General features: G+C 66.0%; 22 protein-coding genes and 1 tRNA gene. 13 read left to right on the forward strand and 10 right to left on the reverse strand.

Features of this window, described 5'->3' with window-relative positions:
* Positions 1–44: 44 nt before the first annotated feature.
* Genes ACHAA4_RS05980 through ACHAA4_RS05990 form a run of 3 tightly spaced genes read right to left on the reverse strand, consistent with a single transcriptional unit; the run spans position 45 to position 6372 of the window.
* Entirely contained in the window at positions 45–1217 is a 1173-nt protein-coding gene (locus tag ACHAA4_RS05980; protein ID WP_435773277.1) for a heparan-alpha-glucosaminide N-acetyltransferase domain-containing protein, read from the reverse strand.
* Positions 1218–1264: 47 nt separating this feature from the next.
* Positions 1265–2269 carry a 4-hydroxy-tetrahydrodipicolinate synthase gene (gene dapA / locus ACHAA4_RS05985; RefSeq protein ID WP_435773278.1) on the reverse strand — a complete coding sequence of 335 codons (1005 nt, stop codon included), beginning with the start codon at positions 2267–2269 and terminating at the stop codon, positions 1265–1267.
* Positions 2270–2307: 38 nt separating this feature from the next.
* Complete coding sequence (locus ACHAA4_RS05990) at positions 2308–6372, reverse strand: Pls/PosA family non-ribosomal peptide synthetase (RefSeq protein WP_435773279.1); 4065 nt, start codon at positions 6370–6372, stop codon at positions 2308–2310.
* A gap of 1053 nt (positions 6373–7425) precedes the next feature.
* Between ACHAA4_RS05990 and ACHAA4_RS05995 the strand changes: the two genes are divergently transcribed.
* Positions 7426–8001, forward strand: coding sequence for a sigma-70 family RNA polymerase sigma factor (locus ACHAA4_RS05995; RefSeq protein ID WP_435773280.1), 576 nt, complete (start codon positions 7426–7428; stop codon positions 7999–8001).
* A gap of 344 nt (positions 8002–8345) precedes the next feature.
* The gene (locus ACHAA4_RS06000; protein WP_435773281.1) at positions 8346–8708 is read left to right on the forward strand and encodes a hypothetical protein; all 363 of its coding nucleotides are present in this window, start codon (positions 8346–8348) and stop codon (positions 8706–8708) included.
* Between the two features lie 101 nt (positions 8709–8809).
* Here the strand turns inward: ACHAA4_RS06000 and ACHAA4_RS06005 are convergent, their stop codons facing one another.
* On the reverse strand, positions 8810–9613 hold the full coding sequence (locus tag ACHAA4_RS06005) for an exodeoxyribonuclease III (protein ID WP_435773282.1): 804 nt from the start codon (positions 9611–9613) through the stop codon (positions 8810–8812).
* 37 nt (positions 9614–9650) lie between these two features.
* A complete protein-coding gene (nadE, locus tag ACHAA4_RS06010; RefSeq protein ID WP_435773283.1) occupies positions 9651–10478 on the reverse strand; it encodes an NAD(+) synthase in 828 nt (275 codons plus the stop codon).
* Between the two features lie 172 nt (positions 10479–10650).
* On the opposite strand from nadE, the gene ACHAA4_RS06015 reads away from it, so the two are divergent.
* From ACHAA4_RS06015 to ACHAA4_RS06040, 6 genes are all read left to right on the forward strand, one after another.
* Complete coding sequence (locus tag ACHAA4_RS06015; RefSeq protein ID WP_435773284.1) at positions 10651–11412, forward strand: potassium channel family protein; 762 nt, start codon at positions 10651–10653, stop codon at positions 11410–11412.
* A gap of 14 nt (positions 11413–11426) precedes the next feature.
* On the forward strand, positions 11427–12020 hold the full coding sequence (gene pyrE, locus ACHAA4_RS06020) for an orotate phosphoribosyltransferase (protein WP_435773285.1): 594 nt from the start codon (positions 11427–11429) through the stop codon (positions 12018–12020).
* Between the two features lie 131 nt (positions 12021–12151).
* Positions 12152–13663 carry an FAD-dependent oxidoreductase gene (locus ACHAA4_RS06025; RefSeq protein ID WP_435773286.1) on the forward strand — a complete coding sequence of 504 codons (1512 nt, stop codon included), beginning with the start codon at positions 12152–12154 and terminating at the stop codon, positions 13661–13663.
* A 19-nt stretch (positions 13664–13682) separates the two neighbouring features.
* Positions 13683–14897 (forward strand): MFS transporter, encoded by a 1215-nt coding sequence (locus tag ACHAA4_RS06030; protein ID WP_435773287.1) that lies wholly within the window; start codon positions 13683–13685, stop codon positions 14895–14897.
* A 356-nt stretch (positions 14898–15253) separates the two neighbouring features.
* A complete protein-coding gene (locus tag ACHAA4_RS06035) occupies positions 15254–15766 on the forward strand; it encodes a glycosyltransferase family 2 protein (RefSeq protein ID WP_435773288.1) in 513 nt (170 codons plus the stop codon).
* A gap of 45 nt (positions 15767–15811) precedes the next feature.
* On the forward strand, positions 15812–16597 hold the full coding sequence (locus tag ACHAA4_RS06040) for a glycosyltransferase family 2 protein (protein WP_435773289.1): 786 nt from the start codon (positions 15812–15814) through the stop codon (positions 16595–16597).
* 79 nt (positions 16598–16676) lie between these two features.
* Here ACHAA4_RS06040 and ACHAA4_RS06045 read toward each other — a convergent pair whose 3' ends face one another.
* Positions 16677–17204 carry a GNAT family N-acetyltransferase gene (locus ACHAA4_RS06045; RefSeq protein ID WP_435773290.1) on the reverse strand — a complete coding sequence of 176 codons (528 nt, stop codon included), beginning with the start codon at positions 17202–17204 and terminating at the stop codon, positions 16677–16679.
* 84 nt (positions 17205–17288) lie between these two features.
* Between ACHAA4_RS06045 and ACHAA4_RS06050 the strand changes: the two genes are divergently transcribed.
* The 3 genes from ACHAA4_RS06050 (at position 17289) to ACHAA4_RS06060 (ending at position 19124) form a co-directional block, all read left to right on the forward strand.
* Positions 17289–17960, forward strand: coding sequence for an O-methyltransferase (locus tag ACHAA4_RS06050; RefSeq protein ID WP_435773291.1), 672 nt, complete (start codon positions 17289–17291; stop codon positions 17958–17960).
* A 62-nt stretch (positions 17961–18022) separates the two neighbouring features.
* Entirely contained in the window at positions 18023–18652 is a 630-nt protein-coding gene (locus ACHAA4_RS06055; protein WP_435773292.1) for a TrmH family RNA methyltransferase, read from the forward strand.
* Between the two features lie 52 nt (positions 18653–18704).
* Positions 18705–19124: an SRPBCC family protein gene (locus ACHAA4_RS06060; RefSeq protein ID WP_435773293.1), complete on the forward strand. Its 420-nt coding sequence runs from the start codon at positions 18705–18707 to the stop codon at positions 19122–19124.
* A 16-nt stretch (positions 19125–19140) separates the two neighbouring features.
* Here ACHAA4_RS06060 and ACHAA4_RS06065 read toward each other — a convergent pair whose 3' ends face one another.
* Positions 19141–19710 carry a YdeI/OmpD-associated family protein gene (locus tag ACHAA4_RS06065; protein WP_435773294.1) on the reverse strand — a complete coding sequence of 190 codons (570 nt, stop codon included), beginning with the start codon at positions 19708–19710 and terminating at the stop codon, positions 19141–19143.
* Entirely contained in the window at positions 19703–20578 is an 876-nt protein-coding gene (locus tag ACHAA4_RS06070; protein ID WP_435773295.1) for a Cof-type HAD-IIB family hydrolase, read from the reverse strand. Before ACHAA4_RS06070 ends, ACHAA4_RS06065 begins: the two co-directional genes overlap by 8 nt.
* Positions 20579–20659: 81 nt before the next feature.
* On the opposite strand from ACHAA4_RS06070, the gene ACHAA4_RS06075 reads away from it, so the two are divergent.
* Positions 20660–20732: transfer RNA gene (locus ACHAA4_RS06075), tRNA-Ala, on the forward strand.
* A gap of 55 nt (positions 20733–20787) precedes the next feature.
* Here the strand turns inward: ACHAA4_RS06075 and ulaA are convergent.
* Both ulaA and ACHAA4_RS06085 read right to left on the reverse strand, forming a co-directional pair.
* Positions 20788–22323, reverse strand: a complete 1536-nt coding sequence (gene ulaA, locus ACHAA4_RS06080) for a PTS ascorbate transporter subunit IIC (protein ID WP_435773296.1) — start codon at positions 22321–22323, stop codon at positions 20788–20790.
* 9 nt (positions 22324–22332) lie between these two features.
* Positions 22333–23124: a PTS sugar transporter subunit IIAB gene (locus ACHAA4_RS06085; protein ID WP_435773297.1), complete on the reverse strand. Its 792-nt coding sequence runs from the start codon at positions 23122–23124 to the stop codon at positions 22333–22335.
* A gap of 90 nt (positions 23125–23214) precedes the next feature.
* Here ACHAA4_RS06085 and ACHAA4_RS06090 point away from each other — a divergent pair, with 90 nt between their 5' ends.
* The gene (locus ACHAA4_RS06090) at positions 23215–24165 is read left to right on the forward strand and encodes a GNAT family N-acetyltransferase (protein ID WP_435773298.1); all 951 of its coding nucleotides are present in this window, start codon (positions 23215–23217) and stop codon (positions 24163–24165) included.
* Positions 24166–24249 lie beyond the last annotated feature (84 nt).

Raw genomic sequence — 24249 nt, forward strand, 5'->3', positions numbered from 1 at the left:
GGTGTCAGTGTAGTGGACTGAGTACTCCAGGCGTGATTACAGCGCTACCTCGGAGTCCGTCGTCGTAGGCGCTCCTCGACCCAGTCTCGGGCGGCGCGGGACGCCACGGTGATCCCACGCTCCAGCGGGCCGGCGGCCCGGAAGCGCAGCCACACCATCGCGAACAGCACCGCCGCGGACGTCTGGATGATGAAGGATGCCCATGGCGCGTCAGCGAGGAACCCGGTGGCCAGGACGAGCAGATGCACGGTGTACAGGGTCAGGGTCATGCTGCCGATCGCCGCCAACGGTCGGAGGAACTTTCCCGCCGCTCTGCCGATCAGCAGCATCGCGCCCAGCGCCGCAGCTGCGACGCCCAGCGAATGCAGAACTTCGAAAGGGGTGGACGTATACGGCGCCAGAACCGTGAGCCACCACCAGGTCGTCGTCGGAAGCTCCGGGGGAGGCCCCCAGGTGATGAACCAGTCGAGCTCGGTCGCTGACCACGGAGTCGCGGCGCCCAGCTGATCACGGCCCCCTAGCGGACCCTGCAGCACGGTCGAGGTCAACCACGCGACGAGGGCGACCAGGATGCCCGCGACCAAGAGACGAACTGCTGGAACCTTGTCCCGCAGATTCAGTCGACCTATCGCCAGGCCGGCGCACACGTAGGCCATCCACGGGATGACGGGGAAGCTGCCGGTGAACAGGACGGCACTGGCAGAGGCGATGGGATCGGTGACCACCGTGGTAAGGCTGGGATCGTAGCCGTCGAGGCCCGGCAGGGCGCCTTGGGCCAGATGAACCATGACCGGCCCCAGTATCGCGATGCCGACGGCGATGCTGAACAGTGCGCGGACGGAGAGCCGCAGCAGCGGTATGGCCAGCAGGAACATGGCGCCGTAGTAGACGAGGATGATGGCGGCCGGCGGATCGACGTAGGCGAGCAGCAGACCGATCAGGGTGATCAACGCCGCCCGGACTGCCAGTGCTGCCCGAGACGCGGTCAGCGCACTGCCGCTCGGTGGACGAGGCCCGCCCGTCATGAACGCCACCGCCACTCCGGCCAGGAGGGCGAAGAGCGCCGCCGAGACGCCGGAGAAGACGAGCCAGGTCAACGTCGGCTCGATGTCATCCGTGATGCTGGGCAAGACATGGATGGCCATCATGCCTATTAGGGCGATGCCTCGAGCCGCATCGACCCCGACGAGACGACGTTTGCGCTTCTCGGCGGTCACGGATCCCTGAACTGCCCCGCGAACTTGAGGGTCTTTGGCGGCACCGGTCAAGGCAGTCGGAGACTTAGAACGGGTCGGGCCGGGGCGGACTCCAACACGACGGTCTCCACCGACCTGACCGGTCGGTCCGGCACGGGTCGGTCTGTGATCCCGGAGGCGATCAGGTCCAGGGACAGCTGCTGCTTCTGCACGTAGTCGAGCTCCACCATCGGCATCCGCAGGGGCCCGGCGGGGAGCCCGCGCATCGCCAGCGCAGCCTTGACCGTGGCGGCGGCCGGCGCGCGGAACATGCCGGTGTAGGTCGACAGCAGCTGACGGTGGATAGCCGCCGCCTGTGTCGGCCTCCCGAGCTGGTGACAGTCCAGCATGTGGCGCAGCATGTCCGCGGCGACGTGTCCGACGACCGAGACGAAACCGACTGCTCCGATCGAGAGCATCGGAAGGTTCAGCGCGTCCTCCCCCGAGTAGTAGTTCAGATCTGTGTGGCTCATGACCCATGAACTCGAGGCCAGGTCACCCTTGGCGTCCTTCACCGCCACGATCTTCGGATGCTCTGCTGCTGCGACGAGAGTCTCCGGACTGATCGCGACTCCAGTGCGCTGCGGGATGTCGTAGAGCATGACCGGCAGCGAGGTGCTGTCCGCGACTGCGGTGAAATGCCGCAGCAGGCCTGCCTGGGTGGGACGCGAATAATACGGCGCTACGACCATCAACCCGTCGGCCCCTGCTCCCGCAGCGGCCTGCGCCAGCTCAATGCTGTGCTGCGTGCTGCCCGCGCCGACGCCAGCGATCACTGACACGCGTCCACCGACAGCGGCGGACACCGTCCTGACCATGAGCGTCTTCTCCGCGTCGGTGGTGCTGATCGACTCGCCGGTGGTGCCGTTGACCACGAGGCCGTCGTTCCAACCGTCACGTGTGAGCCAGCGAGCGAGATCTCGCGTTCCCTCCAGGTCCAGCTGCCCAGACTCATCGAAGGGTGTCACCATGGCTGTCGTCACCGTGCCGAACTGTGGGGTGATGTGAAACCTGAGATCAGGTGTCGAGTCCATCGTGCCTCCTTCTCTTCCTCTATAAATGCTGTGGCCTCTCAACGAAGAGACCCGACCGGCGCTGACTCTCGATTCGCCAAGGCGCCGAGAGACCGGCGAATAGGGTTTCCGTTCCAGGTGGTCGAGGCCGGAATGCTCTCCGAACGCATCACCAGAGAACCGGCTCCGACGTCTGCGTGCGCACCCAGCGAGCTGCCGGGCAGCACGATGCTGTTCGCTCCGAGGGAAGAGCCCTCTTCGAGGTGGACCCCGTCCAGGCGCATGATTCGGTCATGGAAGAGGTGCGTCTGCAGCACGGTTCCTCGGTTGACCGAGACGCCCTTGTCGAGCTTGATCAGGTCGAACTCGGGGAGCCACCAGGTCTCACACCACACGCCTCGACCGATTCGCGCACCCATGGCACGCAGCCACAGGTTCAGCAGCGGGGTGCCCAGGCTCATCCGGATCAGGCCGGGAACGGCGAGAGCTTCGGAGAAGCAGTCGGCGAGTTCGTTGCGCCACACGAAGGAGCTCCATAGGGGCTTCTCGGTCGCCTTGAACCTTCCGACCAGCAGCCACTTGGCTGCCAGCGCGATGAGTGCCGCGACTATCCCACTGGCGAGGACCACCGGGCCGGACAGCATGACGGCGGCGAAGAATCCGTAGCTGGTGTACACCAGAGCAAGCGCGTATACCGTGACCAATGCCAGCCACGCCGCGATGAACATCGGCAGGATGCGGCACAGCTCGACTGCTGCGCGGGCGACCTTCAGCCGACGGGGCGGATCGAAGGTCAACGATGAATCGACCGTCTCGGCGGCTCGTGGGAGTTCGATCGGCGGGTTGCCCAGCCACAGGGAGTTCGGCGGCATGTCCTTCGGCGCGGAGGACAGCACGGCGACCAGCGAGTTCGAGGGCATCCTCTGGTCCGGACCGAGAATGGCCGAGTTGCCGAGGAAGGCCCGCTGGCCGACGCTGCCGCTCTCAAGCCGCAGCCAGCCGCGACGGACGTACTTGGCGGAGACCAGTGAATGGTCTGCCAGGAAGGCCTTGTCGCCGACGCTGGTCAGGTGCGGGATCGCCTCAACGGTGGCGGCTTCCACGTCCTTGCCCACATGTGCACCGAGCAGGCGCAGCCATGCGGGGGTGAGCATGCTGCTGTATAGCGGGTACAGGTTGATCAGGGATTTCCCCATTAGGCGTCCTGACATCCATGCCGCCCATGCGGGAACGCTGTGGACCGAGTGGGTCCCTCGGGGCATCAGGCGCCCCATCAGACGCACAGATCCGGCGAGCAGGAAGAGGTACGTCACCACGGTCATGATGATGAACACCGGTGTCCACGCGGCGAGAGTCCACAGCGCGGGTTCCAGGGCTTCGAAGCCTGAGATCAGGAAGAGCATCAGCGCGGCGCCGGGGAGCGGTGCCAGCAGCGGCATCAGACCCAGCAGGACGAGTCCGATCGGGTAGAGCAGCGCGACGCCGCGTGAGCGGTCCGCCTTGGACTCCGCGGCCTCGGGCCAGTCCTGCCCTGAGGCGCCGAGGAATGTCAGCGGGGATCCTGCCCAGTGCTCGTCGTTCGGGACCATGTCGGTCACCACGCTGGCCGGGGCGATCTCGGTGTTGTCTCCGATGACCGCACCGCCCTGCAGAGTCGACCTGGTGCCCACTCGAGCATTCTGGCCGATGCGAACGATGCCGATGTGCAGTTCATCGCCCTCAAGCCAGTGACCGGCCAGATCGACGTCGTTCTCGATGGAGGCACCTGACTCGATGACCGCGAGGCCGGTGACCGGCGGAAGTGCGTCCAGGTGGACGTCTTTGCCGACAACGGCGCCCAGGCCGCGAGCGAAGGCCGGAGCCATCGGAGTGCCCATCAGCCCGTCCAGCTGGCAGAAGGTCACGATCCGTTCGGCGGCCCAGAGTCGGACGTGCACCAATCCACCTCGCGGGTAGATGCCCGGGTTGACCTTGAACAGCAGCAGTCTGGCAGAAGCGACGGCAGCCAGCGCACGGGAGGGCAGGCTGAACAGCACCAGCCAGGCGATGATCGTCGGGACCAGCGGTGGGTTCGGCACCCATGGAGTTTCACCGATCTGGAACAGCACCAGGCACACGATCATGATTCCGGTGACGTAGCGCAGTCCGGTGATTCCGTAGAGTCCCGCGATCAGCGGCATCTGCAGGAATCCGGTCCACCGTGGCGTGGGACGTGTTGTCCGCTCCACGGCGGTTGCCGGGTCGAGATGGCGCAGGTGTGAGGACATCGCGGAGAGTGTGGGGTGGGCGTAGAGATCGGCGATGGAGACGTCTGGGTAGCGCTTGCGCAGCATCGAGACGAGCTGGGCCGCGGTCAGGCTGGAACCGCCCAGGGCGAAGAAGTCACTGTCCGCGTTCAGCGGCAACGGTCCCAGCAGGCTGGTCCACTTCTCGGCCAGCCAGACGAAGTCGGTGTGCAGCTCGGTGGCCGCGGCGGCCGCACTCGGGTCGGCTGGAAACGGCCAGGGCAGGGCCTTTCGGTCGACCTTGCCCGAGGTCTTCACCGGCAGCTCCTCGATCACCGCAAGCGCGGGGACGAGGCGTCCGGGCAGCTTCTCACTCAGCTGGGCGCGAGCCTCGACCAGGTCGATCCTGTGGCCAGCGGCCGGTACGAGATACCCGGCGAGGATGCCGTTGCCATCTGGGCTGGTCTGCACTGCACTCGCGCCCGCTGCGACATTGGGAAGATGGCTGAGCGCGTCGTCGACCTCGCCCAGCTCGACACGCTGACCTGCAAGTTTGACCTGATCATCAGCCCTGCCCACGAAGATCAGCCCCTCCATCTCGGCTCGCACAAGATCGCCGCTGCGGTAGGCGCGGGGCCAGCCGAGTGTGGTCATGGGAGCGTACTTTTCGGCGTCCTTCTCCGGATCCAGGTAGCGACCCAGTCCGACTCCGCCGATCACCAGTTCGCCCACCTCTCCCCAGGGGACCGGCCGGTCTTCTGCGTCCACGACCGCCAGCTGCCATCCGAGGAGGGGGAGGCCGATGCGCACGGGGGTGGACCCGTCGACCAGGGCGCCGCAGGACACCACGGTGGCCTCGGTGGGACCGTAGGTGTTCCACACCTCGCGACCGTCGGTGGCAAGGCGGGCCACAAGTTCCGGCGGGCAGGCCTCGCCGCCGAAGATCAGCAGACGGACCTTCTTCAGGGACTCGGGCGGCCACATGGCGGCCAGCGTCGGAACCGTGGAGACGACGGTGATGCCGCGCTCGACCAGCCAGGGGCCCAGGTCCTCGCCGGAACGGACGACGTCGCGCGGCGCCGGGACCAGGGCGGCGCCGTAGCGCCAGGCGAGCCACATCTCTTCACAGGAGGCGTCGAAGCCCACCGAAAGTCCCGCCAGCACCCGGTCGCCGGGGCCTAGCGGGGAGTCGAGGCAGTACATGGAGGCCTCGGCGTCCACGAACGCCGCCGCAGACCTGTGCGTGATGGCGACGCCCTTCGGCTTGCCGGTGGATCCCGAGGTGAAGATGATCCACGCGTCGTCGTCGCCGCTGGGGGGCCGGTCGGCTCCGCGCGGAGGGGAATCAGGCAGAAGACGCACGTTGAGACCGGATTCGACCACGGCGGTCACGCCGGCTTCCTGCCAGACGAGCTTGGCGCGCTCGTCGGGTTCATCGTGGTCCACCGGAACGTACGCGGCGCCGCGGTAGAGCGCGGCCAGGATGGCGATGTAGAGATCCACAGTTCCGGAGGGGACCCGGATGCCCACTCGGTCGCCAGTTCCGATGCCGGCTGCTCGCATGGTCAGCGAGACCGTATCGATGCGACCCAGAAGTTCCAGGTAGGTGAGCGCGACGACACCGTCATCGAGTGCGATGGCATCTGGGAAGTTGTCCACGGAGTGGAAGAAGATGTCCAGCAGGGTGCGGGGAGTGGTCACCGCACCGCCGGAGTAGACGGCGGTCGATGGTGCGAGGGTGTTCCCGAATCCGTTGACCTTCGAAGCGCCTGCGGGGGCGGTCAGCGCACTGACTTCGTTCGGGGCGGTTTCACGGTGGACGGGATCAGGATAAGTCTTGAGTGCAAGGTCCGGGGTCACCGAGGGGACGGCCTTCGGCGAGCCTTCGTATAGAACCATAAATCACCTTTTCAGCTGGGAAAGTCCGCGACGAATCGAAATTTTGGCGCGACTTAGGGGTCCCGGCTCCGCATGTCGGAGCGGTTGTAGTAGTGGATACGCCGGTAATCGCCCCGGCGTTCATGACAGCTACAAACTGTGTGGAGACGACGGCCGGGACGAAGTGCACGACCACGACCATCCCGCGTGCGGACAGGCCGCTGGAGAGAGGCAGGTCTGGTTGAGGTTTTGAACAGGACTGACAGGACAATAGAGAATGAGCCAGACGACCTAGTGGGATGCGCTGATCACCAGCATCCACTGACCCAGGAGAGGCGAAGCGCTCGGGGCCTCGAGTGAGTCTGTGGCGCGAATGGGGCGGCGCTCGCGGGAGGTTCGGCCGCGGCCGCTTCCTGGGCATGTGATCCAGTCGAGTCGCAGTGGCTCCGGGGTGAGGCAGCGATCTCCGGCGCGAGCCTGGACGTGCCGCGGCAGCAAGCCACTGCGGTGGCCGCGTCCCCCTAGGCGTCACACGATGGTCAACTGACCTGGTGGGATGTCAGTCATGGTAAAGCTGATCCGGATACGAAATTGGTTGAGATGACGCGGAATTGGAGCGTCCACGAGATTGATGAGCCGCGTGATGTGGGAAAAACTGCATTCGATGCGCTGGTGAGACCTTGTAATAGAAGTGATCTTAGTCATATCTTGTGGAACTTCGAGACCATCGATACTCTACTTAAGTATCTACGTATTTAAGGACCGTCCCCGGCCATAATCCTTGCACCGGAATTGCTCGGGGGCCAGGAAGGTGTGTACCTATGCCTGTCGCCGCCACCGTTCATCGCAGCGTCTCTGGTCTACATGTCCGCGACATTCCCAAAGGCCCTGGCCAGGCTGATTCGCGCGCCACGGCCACCCTCGCGTCGGGGGAGGTGGAGCCGGTCGATCCTCCCGGGCCTGGGTTGAACATTTGGCCCCGCTCGAGGCCTAGCCGGATCTCCCCTGGGCGGATTTCGATGGGAATCGGCATGTGCGTGCTTCTGGATCCGGCCGCGCCGGGGGGTGCCCTCGATGCACCCAGAGGATGAGAGGCCTTTTGATGTCCGGGAAGCCTTTGCTGAGCATGGAGCGGCAATGTTCTCCTTTGCGCTCAACGCACTGGGTGATCGTGCCGAGGCGGAGGACTGTGTTCAGGAAGCTTTTATCAGGGCCTGGCGGAACAGGGATCGGTACAGCAGCTCGCGGGGCTCGGTGAGGACCTGGCTGTTTGCCATCGCGCGAAACCTGGTCATCGACTCACTTCGAGCACGGGCCCGGCGCCCGGCACCCTCGGACGCGGAGAAGATCGAATGGGCCAGTGAGCCGGTGACGGAGGACCTCCTCATCATCGAGTGCCTGGACCTTTTCGAGTCCCTTGCCACCCTCACCTTCGAGCACCGCGAGGTGATTATTGCTGTTCAGCTGGACGGCGTAGGCTACCAAGAGCTCTCGAATCAGACGGGAGTTCCGGTCGCGACCTTGCGGACGCGGATGTATTACGGACTGAGATCACTGCGACTGGCACTGGGAGGTCACGCTCACGATGAGGGAAATGCCTTCGCGGCGGGAGGAACTCATCGCCGGAGCGCTGGCCGGCGATCTCAGTGACGATGAGCAGCAGGAATTCAACGAGGCTCGAGCAGCAGACCCGTCGATCGATGTGGAGCTCGCCGAACTTCGTGCAGCGACCGCGCGCCTGGAAGCGTCAGAGGTGACCTGGCGCGAAGAGTCGCCCCCCTCCGGCCTGGAAGAGCGAATCCGGAGAGCCACTTTCGAAGAGGGCCGGGATACAGACGGCGAAGACGGCCACTCGAGCTCGTACCCGTCGTCCTGACCCTGCACTGCACCCCCGTTTTTCCAAGGCGGCGAATGGTGTGTTCCCAGCCCGCACTCCCGATCAGATCCCTGAGCAGGGTCCCGGTCGGGCTGGCCCGAACCCGACCCAGCCGGGCATGCAGCCCCAGCCGCAGTCGGGGCCGGGCGACCCACAGTACGGCGGCCCGTACTCCGGCCAGCAGTACGGCGGCCCGTACCCCGGCCAGCAGTACGGCGGCCCATACTCCGGCCAGCCGCATCAGCAGCCCTACCCCGAGCAGTACGCGCAGAACCGGGGCACGCCGCCGTCGAACCGGTCGCCGGAGGGCAAGAACTTCTTCGCGGCTCTGTTCGACTTCTCATTCCAGAGTTTCGTGGCCGTGAAGTTCGCCAAGTTCATCTACGCGATCCTGATCGCACTGGTGCGCACCTCGCAGAACACCGCCGGAACCCAGTCCGAGATCGAAGCGCTGCGGTCTGAGCTGAAGAACCGCCGCTGAGCCCTCCAGGTCTTCACCTGATACATCGACGACGGCGCCCGATCCCTCGCGTGGGGGATCGGGCGCCGTCGTCGTCTGCAGGTCCAGGGGTGCTGAGAAGGTCAGTCCAGCTCCACGATCACTGGGGCGTGATCGGAGGCGCCCTTGCCCTTGCGCTCTTCGCGGTCGATAGAGGCGGAGCTGACGCGCTCGGTGAGTGCGGGGGAGCCCAGCACGAAGTCGATGCGCATGCCCTCCTTCTTCGGGAAGCGCAGCTTCGTGTAGTCCCAGTAGGTGTAGACCCCGGGGCCAGGGGTGTGGGGCCGCACGACCTCGGTGTATCCGCTGTCCAGGAACCCCTGGAACGCCTCACGCTCGGGGGTGGAGACGTGGGTCAGGCCCTGCTCGCGGAAGAAGTCGATGTCCCAGACATCCTCGTCCTGCGGGGCGATATTGAAGTCGCCCATCAGTGCGATCTGGGCCTGGGGGTCCTCGCTCAGCCAGGACTCGGCGTGCTCGTTGAGCTGACGCAGCCAGGCGAGCTTATAGTTCATGTGCTCGTCCTCGAGTGAGCGCCCGTTGGGGACATACAGGCTCCAGATGCGCACGCCTCCGCAGGTCGCAGCGATGGCGCGGGCCTCCTGAATCGGGTCCTTGCCGCCCTTGCCGAAGACCGGCTGGCCCTGGAAGGTCCGCTCGACGTCCTTCATGCCGACGCGCGAGGCGATGGCCACCCCGTTCCACTGGCTGAGTCCGAAGTGGGCCACGTCGTAGCCGTTGGCCTCGAAGAGCTCCCAGGGGAAGTTCTCGTCCTTGCACTTGGTCTCCTGGATCGCCAGGACGTCCACGTCCGATCGATCCAGCCAGGCCTCGACCCGGTCAGCCCGGGCCCGCATCGAGTTCACATTCCATGTCGCAATCCGCATGGATCAAAACTACCAGCGGCGCCCGAGGGCGGCGGGCTCAGCCGTGGCGCCACCAGTCGTCCGCGATGGAGACCGGGACGGTGCGTTTGTGCCGGGTGCGCAGGTAGTGCTTCTCGAGGATCTCGGCCTCGCTGTCCGGAATCTCCCGGCCCTCGAGGTAGTCGTCGATGTGGTCATAGCTGATCCCGAGCTCGGTCTCATCGAGCTGACCGGGCTTGTCATCGAGGAGATCCGCCGTCGGGGCCTTGGACCAGAGCGCCTCGGAGGCGCCGAGGTGGCGCAGCAGCTGCCGGACCTGGCGCTTGTTCAGCGTGAACAGCGGCAGGATGTCCGCGCCGCCGTCGCCGTACTTGGTGAAGAAGCCGGTGATGGACTCAGCGCCATGATCGGTGCCGACCACCAGTGCGTTGTTCTCGCCGCCGATCGCGTACTGCACCGTCATCCGGAGGCGGGCCTTGACGTTGCCGCGGTGGTAGTCCTGCAGCGGGCGTCCGAAGGCCTCGTCGAAGGCGATGTTCACTCCGGTGACGGCCTTCTCGATGTTGAAGCTGTGAGTGTGATCCGGGGCGATGAAGTCCAGTGCGGTGGCGGCGTCGTCGGCGTCGTGCTGAACTCCGTGGGGCAGCCGTACCGCGTGGAACTGTGCCTCGAGGCCCTGCTCACGCAGCTTCTCGGCGGCGAGCTGGCAGAGCCTGCCCGCCAGCGAGGAGTCCACGCCGCCGGAGATGCCCAGCACGAAACCCCTTGCCTTGGCGGTCTTGGCGTACTCGACCAGGAAGTCGACGCGGCGACCGACCTCCTCTGCGGGATCGATCGCGGGCTTGACGCCCATCTCTTCCACGATGTCTGTCTGTAGCTCACGCATGATCTGAGTCTACTCAGGAGCAGGTTTCGGCCAGATCACTGGAGCCTGTGTGTCAGCAGAGTCTCGCGGGGAGTGCGTGGGCGATCTGACCGGTGTGCGAGGCATGGCTGTCGGGAGTGCCGCTGGGTACCCTGAGTCGACATCACCCTGCAGGCCGGAGGGGGAATCTGTGATGGCGCCGGACTATGGGGCGCGTTATCGCCGCTGGGACAAGATCACGGAGCTCCCGCTCGCCATCGTGGCGCTGTCGTTCCTCATCGTGTACGCCTATCTCGTGCTGGCCAACACGCGACCCACCGATATCGCCTGGCCGCCGATCTTCCTGATCGCTGTCTGGATGATCTTCGCCCTGCACTACGTGATCAGCCTCGTGCTGGTCCGGCATCGGCGGCATTGGTTCCTGACCCACCTCCACGAGCTCGCGATGGCGGCGCTGCCCTTCCTGCGGCCGCTGCAGCTGCTCCGTCTGGTCAAGGTGGTGGCGGTGATGCACCGGACCATGGGCTCTGCCCTGCGCGGAAAGGTGTCGGTGTACGTGGCCGGGGTCTCGGGCATGTTGGTGCTGGTCGCCGCGCTGGGCGTCCTCGACGCGGAGCAGAATGCCGAGGGTGCGAACATCACCAGCTTCGGGGATGCGATCTGGTGGGCCTTCGTCACGATCAGCTCCGTCGGCTACGGCGACTACTACCCGGTCACCACGTTGGGGCGGCTCATCGCGATCGGGCTCATGATCGCCGGGATCGCGCTGATCGGCTCCGTCACCGCCACGATCGCCTCCTGGTTCGTGGAGCGGATCGTCGATGCGCAGGAACAGGTCGCGGCCGGTGCCGGCGGAGCGCGCGGAGGGAAGGTCTCGTCGCAGGGTCCGGAGCCGGGTGATGCGCGGGGTCCGGATGCAGGCCGCGAGGCCGCCGGGACCCAGCCGGGCCCATAGCTAGGATGGGTTCCATGACTGAGACCACCGCCGGATCCCCGCAGCCCGTCGACCATGCCGCTGATCGCCAGCGCCTCCAGGAGCTCATCAGCGAGCTCGCGGTGGTGCGCGGCAAGGTCACGCTGTCCTCCGGCAAGGAGGCCGACTACTACATCGATCTGCGCCGGATCACCCTGCAGCACGAGGCCGCCCCGCTCGTCGGGCGCGTCATCCGGAAGCTGCTCGCGGACGCCGACATCGACTATGTCGCCGCCGGCGGTCTGACCATGGGTGCCGACCCGGTGGGCACGGCAGTGATGCACGCTGCCGCGCAGGACGGCGCGGCCACGGACGCGTTCGTGGTGCGCAAGGCGCAGAAGTCCCACGGCATGGGTCGCCAGGTCGAGGGTCCCAGCGTGGAGGGGAGGAAGGTCGTCGTCCTGGAGGACACCTCCACCACCGGCGGCTCCGCGCTGACCGCGGTGGAGGCGGTGCAGGCTGCCGGAGGAATCGTCCAGGCGGTCGCGGTGATCGTCGATCGAGACACCGGCGCCAAGGAGCACATCGAAGCCACTGCCGGAGTGCCCTACCTCTTCGCGTACTCTAAGAACGACCTTGGGCTGGACTGACCCGCCCCGGCTCCACTCGAGGCTCCATTGACGTTCGTCGATATAAGGGTCTACGCTCGACATATCGAAGAACATCGATGCTTCGCGCTTTGTGCTCGCGTCGTGGCCGTGCACCTCGAGAGGGAGTCACCATGAACGCCTCACCTGCCAGCATCGCTGAGCTGCCTGTCGTCGTCATCGGAGCCGGTCCTTCCGGATTGGCCGCCGCGGCGCACCTGCTCGAGCAGGGTCTGGAGCCGCTGGTGCTCGAGGCCGAGTCGCAGGTGGGAGCCTCCATCCGCGAGTGGGGTCACATCAAACTCTTCTCTCCCTGGCGCTACAACGTGGATGCCGCCGCCGCGCGGCTGCTGGACCCCACGGGCTGGGAGTCCCCGCGAGCCACCGCGCTGCCCACCGGCGCCGAGCTCGTGCACGACTACCTTGAGCCGCTGGCGAAAACTGCCGAGCTGGCAGGCCGGATCCGCACCGATCACCGGGTGCTCGCGATCAGTCGGGGCGAGCGGGACAAGACCCATGTCAAGGCCCGCACCGGTCAGCCCTTTGTGCTGCGCGTGGCGCACGCCGGCGAGGTGCTTCAGCTGCACGCCAGCGCTGTCATCGATGGCTCCGGCACCTGGGGCACCCCGAACCCTCTCGGCTCCGCCGGTCTCCCCGCCCTGGGGGAGGAGCGCCCCGAGGTGGCCCAGCGGCTGCTGGGCTCGCTGCCCGATGTGCTCGGTGTCGACGCCGAGCGGCTGGGCGGGCGCCACGTCCTGGTCGTGGGCGCCGGGCACAGTGCGGTCAACACCTTGTTGAACCTGGCCGCGCTGAAGCGGAAGGACCATGCCACCACCATCAGCTGGGCGATCCGCGGGGAGTCCGCCGAGCGGGTCTACGGCGGCGGGGACGCAGACCAGCTGCCCGCCCGCGGCGCGCTGGGACAGCGGCTGCGCCGGCTCGTGGAGGAAGGCGAGATCACGCTGCACACCGGGGCCGAGGTCCACGCGCTGGCAGTGGTCGAGCCGCCTGAGGCTTCCCAGCCCGACGCCTCCCAGTCCGACGACGACGCCGCCTCCGCCCTGGAGGTCAGCTTCGCCGATGGTCGCCGCACCCGCGCCGACTACCTCGCCGCCGCCACCGGGTTCCGCCCGCAGCTGGACATGCTGCGCGAACTGCGGATCGACCTGGATCCTGCGGTGGAGTCTCCGCGCCGGCTGGCCACGCTGATCGATCCCGAGTTCCACTCCTGCGGGACGGTGGAGGCGCATGGCGCCGACGTGCTGGCTCATCCGGAGGAAGGCTTCTTCCTCGCCGGGATGAAGTCCTATGGACGCGCGCCCACGTTCCTGCTCGCCACTGGCTACGAGCAGGTGCGGTCCATCGCAGCCCACCTGGCCGGCGCCGATGCGGCCGCACGGAACCTGAATCTGCCGGAGACCGGGGTCTGCTCGGGCGTCAGCGCCCCTGATCCCGACGTGTCCGATCCCTACGCGTCCGAGGCTGACGGGCCTGGAGCTGACCCGGCTGGGGCGGGTGGGGTGCAGTCCTGTGGTGGCTCCGCGCCGGAGGAGACGCAGTCCTGTTCCAGCTCCTCGCCGGAACCCGTCGGGGCCGGTTCACGCATCGGGGCCTCGACCGGCGCGCTGCACGGCCGCACCGGCTGAGGTCCGCGACACTGGGCGGGTGCACCCCTCCAAGCGGGCGGTCCTCCTCGGGCTGTGCCTGACCCAGATCACCTCCTGGGGTGTGCTCTTCTATGCCTTCCCGGTGCTGCAGCCCCGGATCGCCGCCGACACCGGATGGTCGGCCACCGCGCTCACAGCTGCCTTCTCCGCCGCGCTGGTGATCTCCGGCCTGCTCGGCATCCCCCTGGGCCGGGTCTTGGACCGGCGCGGCCCGCGGCTGGTCATGACGGCGGGCGCAGCGCTCGCGGTCCCGGGGCTGCTGGCGGTGGCCGCCGCGCCGTCGTACTGGATGTTCCTGCTGGGCTGGCTGCTCATCGGCGTCGCAATGTCCGGGACGCTCTATCCGCCTGCATTCGCGGCGCTGACCAGGTGGTACGGGGCGCGACGAATATTCGCGCTGACCATGGTGACGCTCGCCGGTGGTCTGGCGAGCACGGTGTTCGCCCCGGTCACCGAGGCGCTGGCCACCCAGCTGAGCTGGCGCGAGACCTATGTTGTGCTGGCGGTGGCGCTCGGGGTCGTGGTGGTCCCGGTGCATACGGTGGTGCTGAGCCGCCCCTGGCCCGCCGCCCCCGTCGACCCGGCCCCACCCTCCATTCCTCAGCCGCTGTCTCACCCATCACTCCCCGATTACGCCGCTGCGATCATGCGCAGCCGCGCCTATCTCCTGCTGGTGACCGGGATGGCGCTGGGCGCGATCGCGATGTACGCCGGGTTGATCAACCTGGTGCCGATGCTGGTCGAGCGCGGAGTCTCCCCGATGGTGGCCGCCTGGGTGCTCGGTCTCGGCGGGGTGGGGCAGGTCATCGGTCGTTTCTTCTACGCGCGTCTCGATCGGGGAACCACCGTGCGGCAGCGCAGCGTGGTCATCTACGCGCTGCTGGCCCTCACCACCGCGGCACTCGCCTGGGACATCACCGCAGCGGTGCTGCTGGTCGTGATCTCCATGGCGGCCGGCGTCGCCCGCGGCATCGTCACGCTGCTCCAGGCCACCGCGGTCACCGACCGATGGGGCACCCGCGAGTACGGCCGACTCTCCGGGGTGCTCAACGGGCCGATGATGCTCGCCGTGGCGGTCTCCCCGTTCCTCGGAGCGATCCTGGCCGACTGGCTGGGCAGCTACGAGGCGATGTTCGGCGTCCTGGCAGCCCTTGCGGGACTTGGCCTGGTCGCGATCGCAGCAAGCATCCCGGTGACCGCGCCTCGTCGGTGAGTCGAGGAGGGCTTTGCATCGTCAGCTGCTTCACCCAAATTCACCCCTGCTGCATTACAGACTTCAATAATGTGACCTACAATGTTCTTTAGTTGTCGTTACAGGGGGAGCATATTTCGAAGCCATTTAATGCATTTAGTCGGACCGAGGCTTTCAGAGCAAGAAGGCGGGACAGGCATCAAGACCTGGATCTCTCGTCCGGCATCGAACACTCGTCGCAGGGCTTTTCCTACACCGACGATTCGCGAGGGCGACTCCGACACTTCATCGTCGCGGGAAAGCACTCCAATTCTGAGACAGAGCTCCTTGATCGAGTGAAGGCTACTTTGAGGAACGGAGACCCCTTCCCTTTTTTGGTGGCCATCATTCCCGCATTCAATGAACAGGACTCAATCCTCAAGACACTCAACGGGTTGCGCAATCAAACAAGGTTGACCGATGAGATCATTGTCCTGGCTGATAACTGCACCGATGACACGATCGCGATTGCGCTCGAAGCGGGCGTCTCGGTGGTCGAATCAGCTGGTAATGCACGGGGCAAGGCCGGGGCGCTCAATGACCTCTTGGGGGAGATACTGCCGATCCTTGATGCAGAGGACAGCGTGCTGGTGATGGATGCTGACACGGAGCTCAGCGATCGCTTCATCGAAACCACCGTGGACACCCTGTATGGCGAATCCAAGAAGCCCATGGCGGGGGTGGGAGGCATCTTCCTCGCCGATGATGACGGTTGGAACGTGGTTCGTCAGCTTCAGGCCAATGAGTATCTTCGATATCAGCGACGACTCGCTCGTCGGAGGGGCAAGGCCCTCGTGCTCACAGGAACTGGGACCGTCTTCAAGGCCGGTGTTCTGCTGGGGGTCCAATAGGCTCGCCGGTCTGGCAGGCTGCCAGATCTCGGTGAGACTCGTTCTGTGTACGACACCTCGGCGCTGACAGAGGACAACGAGCTCACGCTCTCGGTGCGGGAGCTCGGCTACCGGGTGCTCTCGCCTACGGGCTGCACGGTGACGACTGCGATGATGCCGAATGTCTTGAGCCTGCTCAAGCAGCGTAGGCGCTGGCAGCGCGGAGCGCTTGAGAATCTCCTGGCGCATGGCCTCAACAGGGTCACCGCGCCTTACGTGGCGAGACAGTTTCTCACCTATCTTGCTGTTCTGTTCACAGCGTTCTTCCCCTACACGCTGATTGTGGCTCTCGCTCGAGGCCAATACCCCGACTTCTTTCACCCACTCTGGATCACAGTTGCGGGCGTGTACATCTTTGAACAGACCGTCTCCGTCAGAACGGGAGGTTTGAAGGCTGGCCTGGTCTCCCTGCTGATCGTCCCAGAGCTACTGCACAACATCTTTCTCAATCTGATCTACATCCTCAGTTATTACGGGGCGCTGTTCGCAACCAACGAAGTGTGGGGACGGATCCGGCACCTCAGCGCAACGGAGTTCGACAAGCGGGGCAACCCCTTGGTCAAGGCGAAGAAACCCGCGCGACCCTCGCTCCACGGAACGCATCGCAGGAGGCATACCGTCGGCGCCCGTTGGTTCCAAGGGGTTCTCTCCACAGCGACGCTGGCGGTGCTCCTCCTTGCGTTGTTGATTCCCTTGATCGACCTTCAGCTGGCGTGGAGTCTCATCGCGGTCTACGTCATCACCGGGTTCCTCGCCACGCTGGGGCGACTGGTGCCTGTTCTCACCTCCTAGACGAGGTTTCAGTCTGGATCCCGTTGGCGGATTGACCGGCGGATTCACGCCGCATCCCCTACGTCTCGGTGACCCGCGCTCAGCTCCCCAGCGACCGCTGCATCAGCACCGTGCTCAGCGTCTGCCCACGCTTGACCCCCACATCGGCCAGTCGGCCCACCTCGGTGAACCCGAGCTTCGCGTGCAGCGCGTAGGACGCGGCGGTGGAGGCGTCGTCGGTGAGCACCGCGATCGCCTGGCGGTACCCGGCCGCCTCGCACCGGGACAGCAGCTCGCTGAGCAGCCTCCGCCCGATCCCGCGACCCTCCGCGCCCGGACGCAGGTAGATCGTGTCCTCCACGGTGTACCGGTAGGCGGACTTCCACCGCCAGTGCCCGGCATAGGCGAACCCGAGAATCACCCCGTCCTGCTCCGCGAGCAGGAACGGATGACCCGTGGCCCGCTTCTCCTCGAGGCTCTCCAGCCACTCCGCGAGGCTCATCGGCTCCTCGCTGAACGTGGTCACCGTGTGGTGGGCGTAGTAGGTCTGGATCGCCACGACCGCGGGAAGATCGCGCGACTGGGCCTCGCGGATGCGCAGGGCGTCGGGGGAGACAGCATCAGACATAGCAGGAGCATAATCTCCACGCCCTCGCTGCTCGCGGCCATGCTGCTCTGGTCCTGATCACACGTCGCGGCCTAGGGTGCTCTCATGGGCACAGCACCGGATGACTTCGCCGCCGTCGACACCTACCTGGCCACGCACCTGGTCCACGAGGACCAGGCGCTCGGGGACACCCGGCGCAGCTCTGCCGAGACCGCCACGCCGGGCATCGACGTCACCGCGAACATGGGAGCGTTCCTCGGGCTGCTCGTGCAGATCAGCGGCGCCACCCGGGTCCTGGAGTTCGGCACCCTCGCAGGGTATTCGAGCATCTGGATGGCACGCGCCATGGACGACGACGGCGCAGTGGTCACCTTGGACATCGACCCGGAGGCCGCGCAGGTGGCCCGGCGGAACTTCGACGCCGCCGGGGTGGCCGAGCGGGTGAAGGTGCGCGTCGGCCCGGCACTGGACTCCGCACACGCGCTGATCGAGGAGCGAGCAGAACCCTTCGACCTGGTGTTCATCGACGCGGACAAGGCGAACAACCCCCACTATCTGGAGGCATCCCTGGCACTCTCGCATCCCGGCACGGTGATCATCATCGACAACGTGGTGCGCTCCGGTGCGGTGCTCGAGCAGGACAGCACTGACCCCGAGATCCTGGGCATCCGCACGCTCCTGGAACTGATCGAAGCCGATGAGCGGCTCAGCGCCACCGCGCTGCAGACCGTGGGGCTCAAGGGCTGGGACGGGTTCCTGCTGGCGCGGGTGAACTAACCCGGACTTTGCACCCGTACCGCCGAATTTCGGGGCTTCGCAGGTGGGATAGCCTCGAATCCATGGACGAGACTGGGCAGCCCACGCAACGCGAGATCGGCGTGGGCCCGTGGGAGGGGCCCTGGCCTGAAGGCGCCCACTATGACCCGGAGCTGCTGCGCGAGGGAGACCGGCGCAACGTCGTCGACGAGTACCGCTACTGGTCCCATGACGCGATCGTGGCGGACCTCGATACCCGTCGGCATGACTTCCACGTGGCCATCGAGAACTGGCAGCACGACTTCAACATCGGCACCGTGGTGCGCACCGCCAACGCGTTCATGGCCAAAGAGGTCCACATCATCGGGCGCCGCCGCTGGAACCGCCGTGGCGCCATGGTCACCGATCGGTACCAGCACGTCCGCCACCACCCGACAGTGGAGGACTTCGTGGCCTGGGCAGAGTCCGAGGGGCTGCCGGTGCTTGGCGTCGACCTGTTCCCCGATTCGCGGCCGATCGAGACCTATGCGCTGCCCCAGCGGTGTGTGCTGGTGTTCGGTCAGGAGGGTCCCGGGCTCAGCGAGGAGGTCCGCGAGGCCGCGCAGGACACGCTGTCCATCGCGCAGTTCGGCTCCACCCGATCGATCAATGCCGGCACTGCAGCCGGGATCGCGATGCATGCCTGGATCCGGCAGCACCGATTCGCCGGCTGAGCGTGCCCTGAGATCTGGTGGCTCGTGCTGAGCGGCGGCTAATGTTCTGCGCATGTCGGTCGATCGCGTATCGGTCGCGTCGAGGATCGAGGCGGCGCCCGAGAGGGTCTGGCGGGCGCTGACGTTGGAGCGCTCAGCATGGTGGCCGGGCATGGACTTCGAAGCCGCTGTTGGTGCTCCGCTCCTGGAGACGTGGACCGAATGCGGTGTCATACTCCACGCCCGGGGAGTGGTGACCGCAGTCGAGCCGCCGCTCTTCCTGGCGTTCGACTGGACCGAGCCGTCCTGGAGCGGAAGCCTCTCCGTGGAGGTTCGTCTCATCCCGAACGGGGAGTCCACAGAGGTGACCATCATCGAGCAGGGGTTTCTCCGCGCCGGGACTCCGCTGACGCTGCCCGCCCAGCACGAAGCCGGGTGGCGTGAGCACCTGCGCCAGCTGAGCGACGCGGTGCAGTCTGATCTCCACAACTGAGCAGGTCTGGCAGTCCCTACGGTGCCTCTCCACGGTTCAGCTTCTCCAGGAATTTCTCAATCCGCTGGGCCCGAGTCGTCGGGTTCGCCGCGATCATCACCTGGTGGAGCACGTGATACCTGCCCTGGCTGCTCAGAGCCTCGAAGGTCGTCTTCGCGGTGGGGGAGACCTCCAGGGCCGCCGCAAGGTCGGCCGGGACCTCCGCGTCGGCCTGGCCGGCGTAGGCCCGGTCCCAGCGGCCATCGGCCTGGGCCCGCTCGATCTCCGCGACGCCGCGCGCCCGCATTCGCCCCTCAGCGATCAGCGCCTCGACGTAGCCGACGTTGCGCTGGGACCAGATCGAGGTCTTCCGCCGCGGGGTGAACCGCTGCAGGAACGTGGTCTCATCCCGCGCCTTGCGCTGGCCATCGATCCATCCGCTGCACAGCGCCTCCTGCAGCGCGTCGGCGTAGCTCAGCGAGGTCGGTGTGGTCACGCCCTTTTTGGCCATCACCAGCCAGACCCCGTCGGAATCGTCCTCGTGCTGATCCAGCCAGGCGCGCCAGGCGGCGACGTCGGGAAGGACCAGCTCGGGGTGCTCAGTCACTGCGTCCGGCCCTGGTGTGCTCGGGATCGGCAGCCCAGCGGCTGAGGAACTCGGCCCCGGCCTCGTCGTGGATCGCGCCCGTAGAGGAGGTGAGCACCTCGTATTCGGTCTCCGGGATGCCGTCCTCGGGCCGCACGTCCACATGGGACACGGGAAGCCCGCGTTCGTGCAGCCAGGTGGCCATGGCGTAGTCGGTGCGAGAGTCCCCCATGGTGAACCAGGTCTGCGCGGCGATCCCGCGCGCCTCCAGCAGGGCCAAGGAGCGCTCCGCGCCGATATCCTTGCCCACGCCCTCGTGCTCCACATCGGTGGAGATGATGGTCGGGTCGATCCGCACGTGCTCCAACTGGTGCTTGCTCAACAGGTCAGGGATCGCGGCGTCGAACTCTTTCTGCGCCTCGAGGTAGTCCTTGTTCTCCACCTCGGTGGACTGCTCCACGGAGACCATGGCGCGCTTGGTCTCGTCGAAGAACATGTGCCCGCTGAAGCGTTCCGCGACCAGGTCCCGCACGTCATCGAAGAGGGCGGTGGGAAGCTTGAGCTCCTCGTCGATGTGGATCTCACCGAGGCCCTTAGGCGTGACCTCGGCCCAGACCGCGCCTTTCTCGCTGATCGTGAAGACCGGCGCACCGGGCAGCAGCCCGGCGGCGCGCATCGGCGGGATCACCTGTTGGGCGATGAAGTCATCCGAGCGTCCGGTGTTGAAGATGACCGGGATGCCCTGGTTGGCCATGTCGGTCAGGTCCTGGGCGATGGACTCGATGGCGACGGAGCGGCTGACCGGGGAGGCGATGGGCCCGTCCACGTCGAGCAGCAGTCCGAAGGGCGGGGTGGGGTTGAAGGCCGCAGCCTCAGCAGAAGAAGTCACCTATCCATTATCCTGTAAGGGCCGACGCCGCGGGTCCAGTTCACCGGAGAAGTCCGGTTTCCAGTCCTCGCGGCATGGCATGGGGCTATAGCTCAGCTGGTAGAGCGCGTCGTTCGCATCGACGAGGTCAGGGGTTCGACTCCCCTTAGCTCCACTTTCGATCTCACCATCTGTGTGGGTGCGAGCGGCTCTGCGCTGAGTCCGCGGATTCAGCCTCGCGCAGGTGGTGCAGGGGCTCCCTTGGGTGGGGCGATCTTCGGGTACTGACCACTGGCGCCGGCCACGGGAGCCTCGGTCGCGGACCGCTCTGCCTGTTCGGGCCGATGCGGCGAAGCATCCCAGTTGCGGTCGACGACGCGGCGCTGGACCAGGATCGCGGCACCGAGGATCAGCAGACCAAGGGCGACGACGACCACGATGCCGCCGACGGAGCCGATGCCTGCTCCGTAGCCGACAAGGATGCCGAACCAGCCGAAGTCGGTATCTCCGAACGTCGTGTTGGCGGAGCCGAAGTCGCCGAGAACCAACAGCAGAATTGCTGGCAGGAACGTGATGAGCAGCCCGTTGACGAAGCCTCCCGCCACGGCGCCGCGCCGACCACCCGTTGCGTTGCCGTAGACGCCAGCGGCGCCGCCGGTGAAGAAGTGCGGCACCAGACCCGGCAGGATCAGCGCCAGGCCGAGGGCCGGGTTGAGCCAGAGGGTCAGGACCGCAAGTCCCACCAGTCCGCCGCTGAAGCTGGAGAGGAACCCGATGAGCACCGCGTTCTGGGCGTAGGGGAACACGATGGGTGCATCGAGGGCTGGAATGGCGCCGGGCACGATCTTCGCCGCGATGCCTTGGAACGCGGGGACGATCTCGCCGAGGATGGTCCGCACCCCGAAGAGGATGACTGCCACGGCGATGCCGAACTGGAGCCCCTGGGTCACCGAGAGCATGATGAAGTTGCCGAGGTTCTCGGCTCCGCTGTCGAAGGCCTCGTACGCTGTTTCACGTTCGCGGGCGAAGTAGATCAGTGCTACCACGACGTACATGATCACCATGGACAGAGCAGTCGCGACCATGGAGTCTCGGAGGAATCGCAGACCTTCCGGCAGTTTCAAGTCCTCAGTGGATCGGCTGGACCTGCCGCCGACGAGGCGACCCACGGTTCCTGCCGCGACGTAGCCGGCAGTGCCGAAGTGCCCCATGGCGATGCTGTCATCACCGGTGATCTTCCGGGTGAAGGGCTGAGAGAAGGCCGGGAGGGAGACCATCAGAATGCCCAGCAGAACGCCGCCAAGTCCTACGGTGAGTGGCCCTGAGTACCCGGCGGTGGCCAGCACGATGGTCAGCAGCGTCGCCATGAAGAGGATGTGGTGGCCGGTGAGAAAGACGTAGCTCAGCGGCGTGAACCGCGCCAGCACCAGGCTGATGGCGAATCCCAGGATCATCAGCCACGCCACCTGGGCGCCGTAGGTCTCTTGGGCGATGCCCACGATGGCTTCATTGGTGGGGATCACGCCCTGGGCGCCGGTAGCTCCCTGGATCATGACTCCCAGCGGGTCCAGGGACGCGACGACGAGCCCGGCGCCTGCACCGATGAGCAGGAAGCCGAGTATCGCCTTCATGGCGCCACCGATGATCGCTCCGGTGGACTTCTTCAGCGCGATCAGCCCCACGGCGACGATGATGCCGATCAGGAACGCCGGAACGGAGAGGATCTCGTTGACGAGGAATTCCGGGATTGCGACGAGCCAGTCCATATGTATTCCTTAGACGTCGTAGAGCTCGCGCAGTGCGCTGTCGAGCTCGTCCTTGCTGGTGAAGTTTTCAATGACCTTGACGGGGATGCCGACGTCGCCGAGCGACTTGGCGATCTCTCCGGAGGTGAGAATAGCTTTTGCCTCTGAGGCGCGTCCGCGGGCAGAGATGGTGTCGGTGGCTTCGACGTTGAGGTGCCGGCCCCAGCCCCAGGTGTCGAGAACGCCTTCAAGGGTGTTCTTCAGGAACAGAGAGGTCCCGAGGCCGTTGCCGCAGACGGTGAGGATCAGGTGCTGTTCAGTCCCCGCAGATGACCTGCTCGGGGTCTCTCCGGCGGTCGACGCGGTGGTCGAGTTCTCTCCACGGAGGACTGCGGTGAGGGCCGCCGGGGTGGGAGCGGCGTCCACGGCGGCGCGAGTGTCCTCGTCGCCCAGGACGCCGCTCAGCTCTGCAAGGGCATGGGTGTGGTCCCTGGAATCGACGGCAGCGAGCGCCACGACCAGGGAGACCGGATCGTTCTCGCCGCTTCCGAAGTCCACCGGCTCCTTCAGCCGCACCCAGGACATGCCGGTGCGTCGGACGGCTTCGGAGGGGCGGGCGTGCGCGAACGCGAATCCAGGCGCAATGACGATATAGGGGCCGTTGTCGACGACGTTGTCGACCATCGACTGGGTGTACTGGGCAGATGCGATGCCCGTCTGTTCCAGAAGGCCTCCGGCCAGGCGGACCGCAGCTTGCCAGTCGGCTGCCTCGGCATCCAGCAGAATCGCGTCCTGATGAATGAGGTCGGGGAGAGATGCCATGTATTCTTGCCCTCCTCTCAGAGGTGTTCAATCAGCTAAAGTGAACTGATGGAAAGTAGTTATCGGTGGAGCTCAATCGATGCTGAGGACATGGTTCCATGGGCTGAGCTCGTCAATCATCTCGCGGTGGTGGACGGGACCGAAGAGTTCTACAACGCTGAAGATCTCCTGGATGAACTCAATAGTCCACGCATGGACCCGCTCAGGGATACGTTCGCCGTCTGGAACGACGATGCGATGATCGCCTTCGGAACCGTCAGAGTCCCCAGCCACCCGGACCACCACGGCGGCAAGGTGGACGTCGAACTCGACGGAGGGGTGCACAGTGGTCACCGCGGCAGGGGAGTCGGCACCCTCTTGATGCAGAAGCTGGAGGCTCGCGGCAGGGAGCTCAGCGTCGAAAGACATCCTGATCTCCCGTTCTACTTCTCCACCGGCGGAGGTCTGGAGCAATCCTCTGCACGAAGGTTCCATCTCTCCCGCGGGTACACCGTGGCGCGATATTTCAATCTGCTCACACGCGATCTCAGCACCGAAGATTCTGTCAGCACCATCCTCGGGGGCAGGAACGTTCCGCCCGGACTCAACATCCGCGCACCCCAGGACGCAGACGAGTCTGCCGTCATGGATGCGCACGCGGCAGCCTTCGTGGACCACTGGGGCAGTGCCCCACCGGCTCCCGAGCAATGGCATCAGAACTGGATCGCGGGGAGCAGCCGAACCGAGGTCTCTCGAATAGCGGTGGATGACGCGGGGGTCGCGGCTCCCAATGGCACTGTTCTCGCCTACTCGCTGTGTGGGCAATGGGTGACTCGAAAGCTGTACGTGAACCTGGTCGGGACCGTGCCCGAGGCCAGGGGGATGGGTCTCGGAAGTGCAGTCCTCGCGCACACCATCGAAGCCGCGGCGCGGTCCGGAGAGTTCGACGCCATAGAACTCGACGTGGACTCGGAGTCGCTGACTGGCGCGACTCGGCTCTATGAGCGACTCGGCTTCACCCTCAAGCTCACACAGGCGGCCATGCGCCGTTCAGCGGACTAGCCTCACTCAACCCGGCACCCGGTAGGATCGCCCCAACGCCGCCACAATGAGGTGGCGGCGCCACGAAGTGAGGGAGACCGCAGT

It is taken from the genome of Nesterenkonia maliinae (assembly GCF_051262655.1).
Lineage (GTDB): Bacteria > Actinomycetota > Actinomycetes > Actinomycetales > Micrococcaceae > Nesterenkonia.

Excerpts from the sequence above, each read along its gene's own strand:
- ACHAA4_RS06085 (WP_435773297.1), bottom strand. The coding sequence starts at position 23,124 with ATGGCATCTCTCCCCGACCTCATTCATCAGGACGCGATTCTGCTGGAT.
- ACHAA4_RS06060 (WP_435773293.1), top strand. The coding sequence starts at position 18,705 with ATGTCGGTCGATCGCGTATCGGTCGCGTCGAGGATCGAGGCGGCGCCC.
- ulaA (WP_435773296.1), bottom strand. The coding sequence starts at position 22,323 with ATGGACTGGCTCGTCGCAATCCCGGAATTCCTCGTCAACGAGATCCTC.
- ACHAA4_RS06005 (WP_435773282.1), bottom strand. The coding sequence starts at position 9,613 with ATGCGGATTGCGACATGGAATGTGAACTCGATGCGGGCCCGGGCTGAC.
- ACHAA4_RS06090 (WP_435773298.1), top strand. The coding sequence starts at position 23,215 with ATGGTTCCATGGGCTGAGCTCGTCAATCATCTCGCGGTGGTGGACGGG.
- ACHAA4_RS06045 (WP_435773290.1), bottom strand. The coding sequence starts at position 17,204 with ATGTCTGATGCTGTCTCCCCCGACGCCCTGCGCATCCGCGAGGCCCAG.
- pyrE (WP_435773285.1), top strand. The coding sequence starts at position 11,427 with ATGACTGAGACCACCGCCGGATCCCCGCAGCCCGTCGACCATGCCGCT.
- ACHAA4_RS06000 (WP_435773281.1), top strand. The coding sequence starts at position 8,346 with ATGCAGCCCCAGCCGCAGTCGGGGCCGGGCGACCCACAGTACGGCGGC.
- ACHAA4_RS06015 (WP_435773284.1), top strand. The coding sequence starts at position 10,651 with ATGGCGCCGGACTATGGGGCGCGTTATCGCCGCTGGGACAAGATCACG.
- ACHAA4_RS06050 (WP_435773291.1), top strand. The coding sequence starts at position 17,289 with ATGGGCACAGCACCGGATGACTTCGCCGCCGTCGACACCTACCTGGCC.
- ACHAA4_RS06055 (WP_435773292.1), top strand. The coding sequence starts at position 18,023 with ATGGACGAGACTGGGCAGCCCACGCAACGCGAGATCGGCGTGGGCCCG.
- ACHAA4_RS05995 (WP_435773280.1), top strand. The coding sequence starts at position 7,426 with ATGCACCCAGAGGATGAGAGGCCTTTTGATGTCCGGGAAGCCTTTGCT.
- dapA (WP_435773278.1), bottom strand. The coding sequence starts at position 2,269 with ATGGACTCGACACCTGATCTCAGGTTTCACATCACCCCACAGTTCGGC.
- ACHAA4_RS05990 (WP_435773279.1), bottom strand. The coding sequence starts at position 6,372 with ATGGTTCTATACGAAGGCTCGCCGAAGGCCGTCCCCTCGGTGACCCCG.
- ACHAA4_RS06025 (WP_435773286.1), top strand. The coding sequence starts at position 12,152 with ATGAACGCCTCACCTGCCAGCATCGCTGAGCTGCCTGTCGTCGTCATC.
- nadE (WP_435773283.1), bottom strand. The coding sequence starts at position 10,478 with ATGCGTGAGCTACAGACAGACATCGTGGAAGAGATGGGCGTCAAGCCC.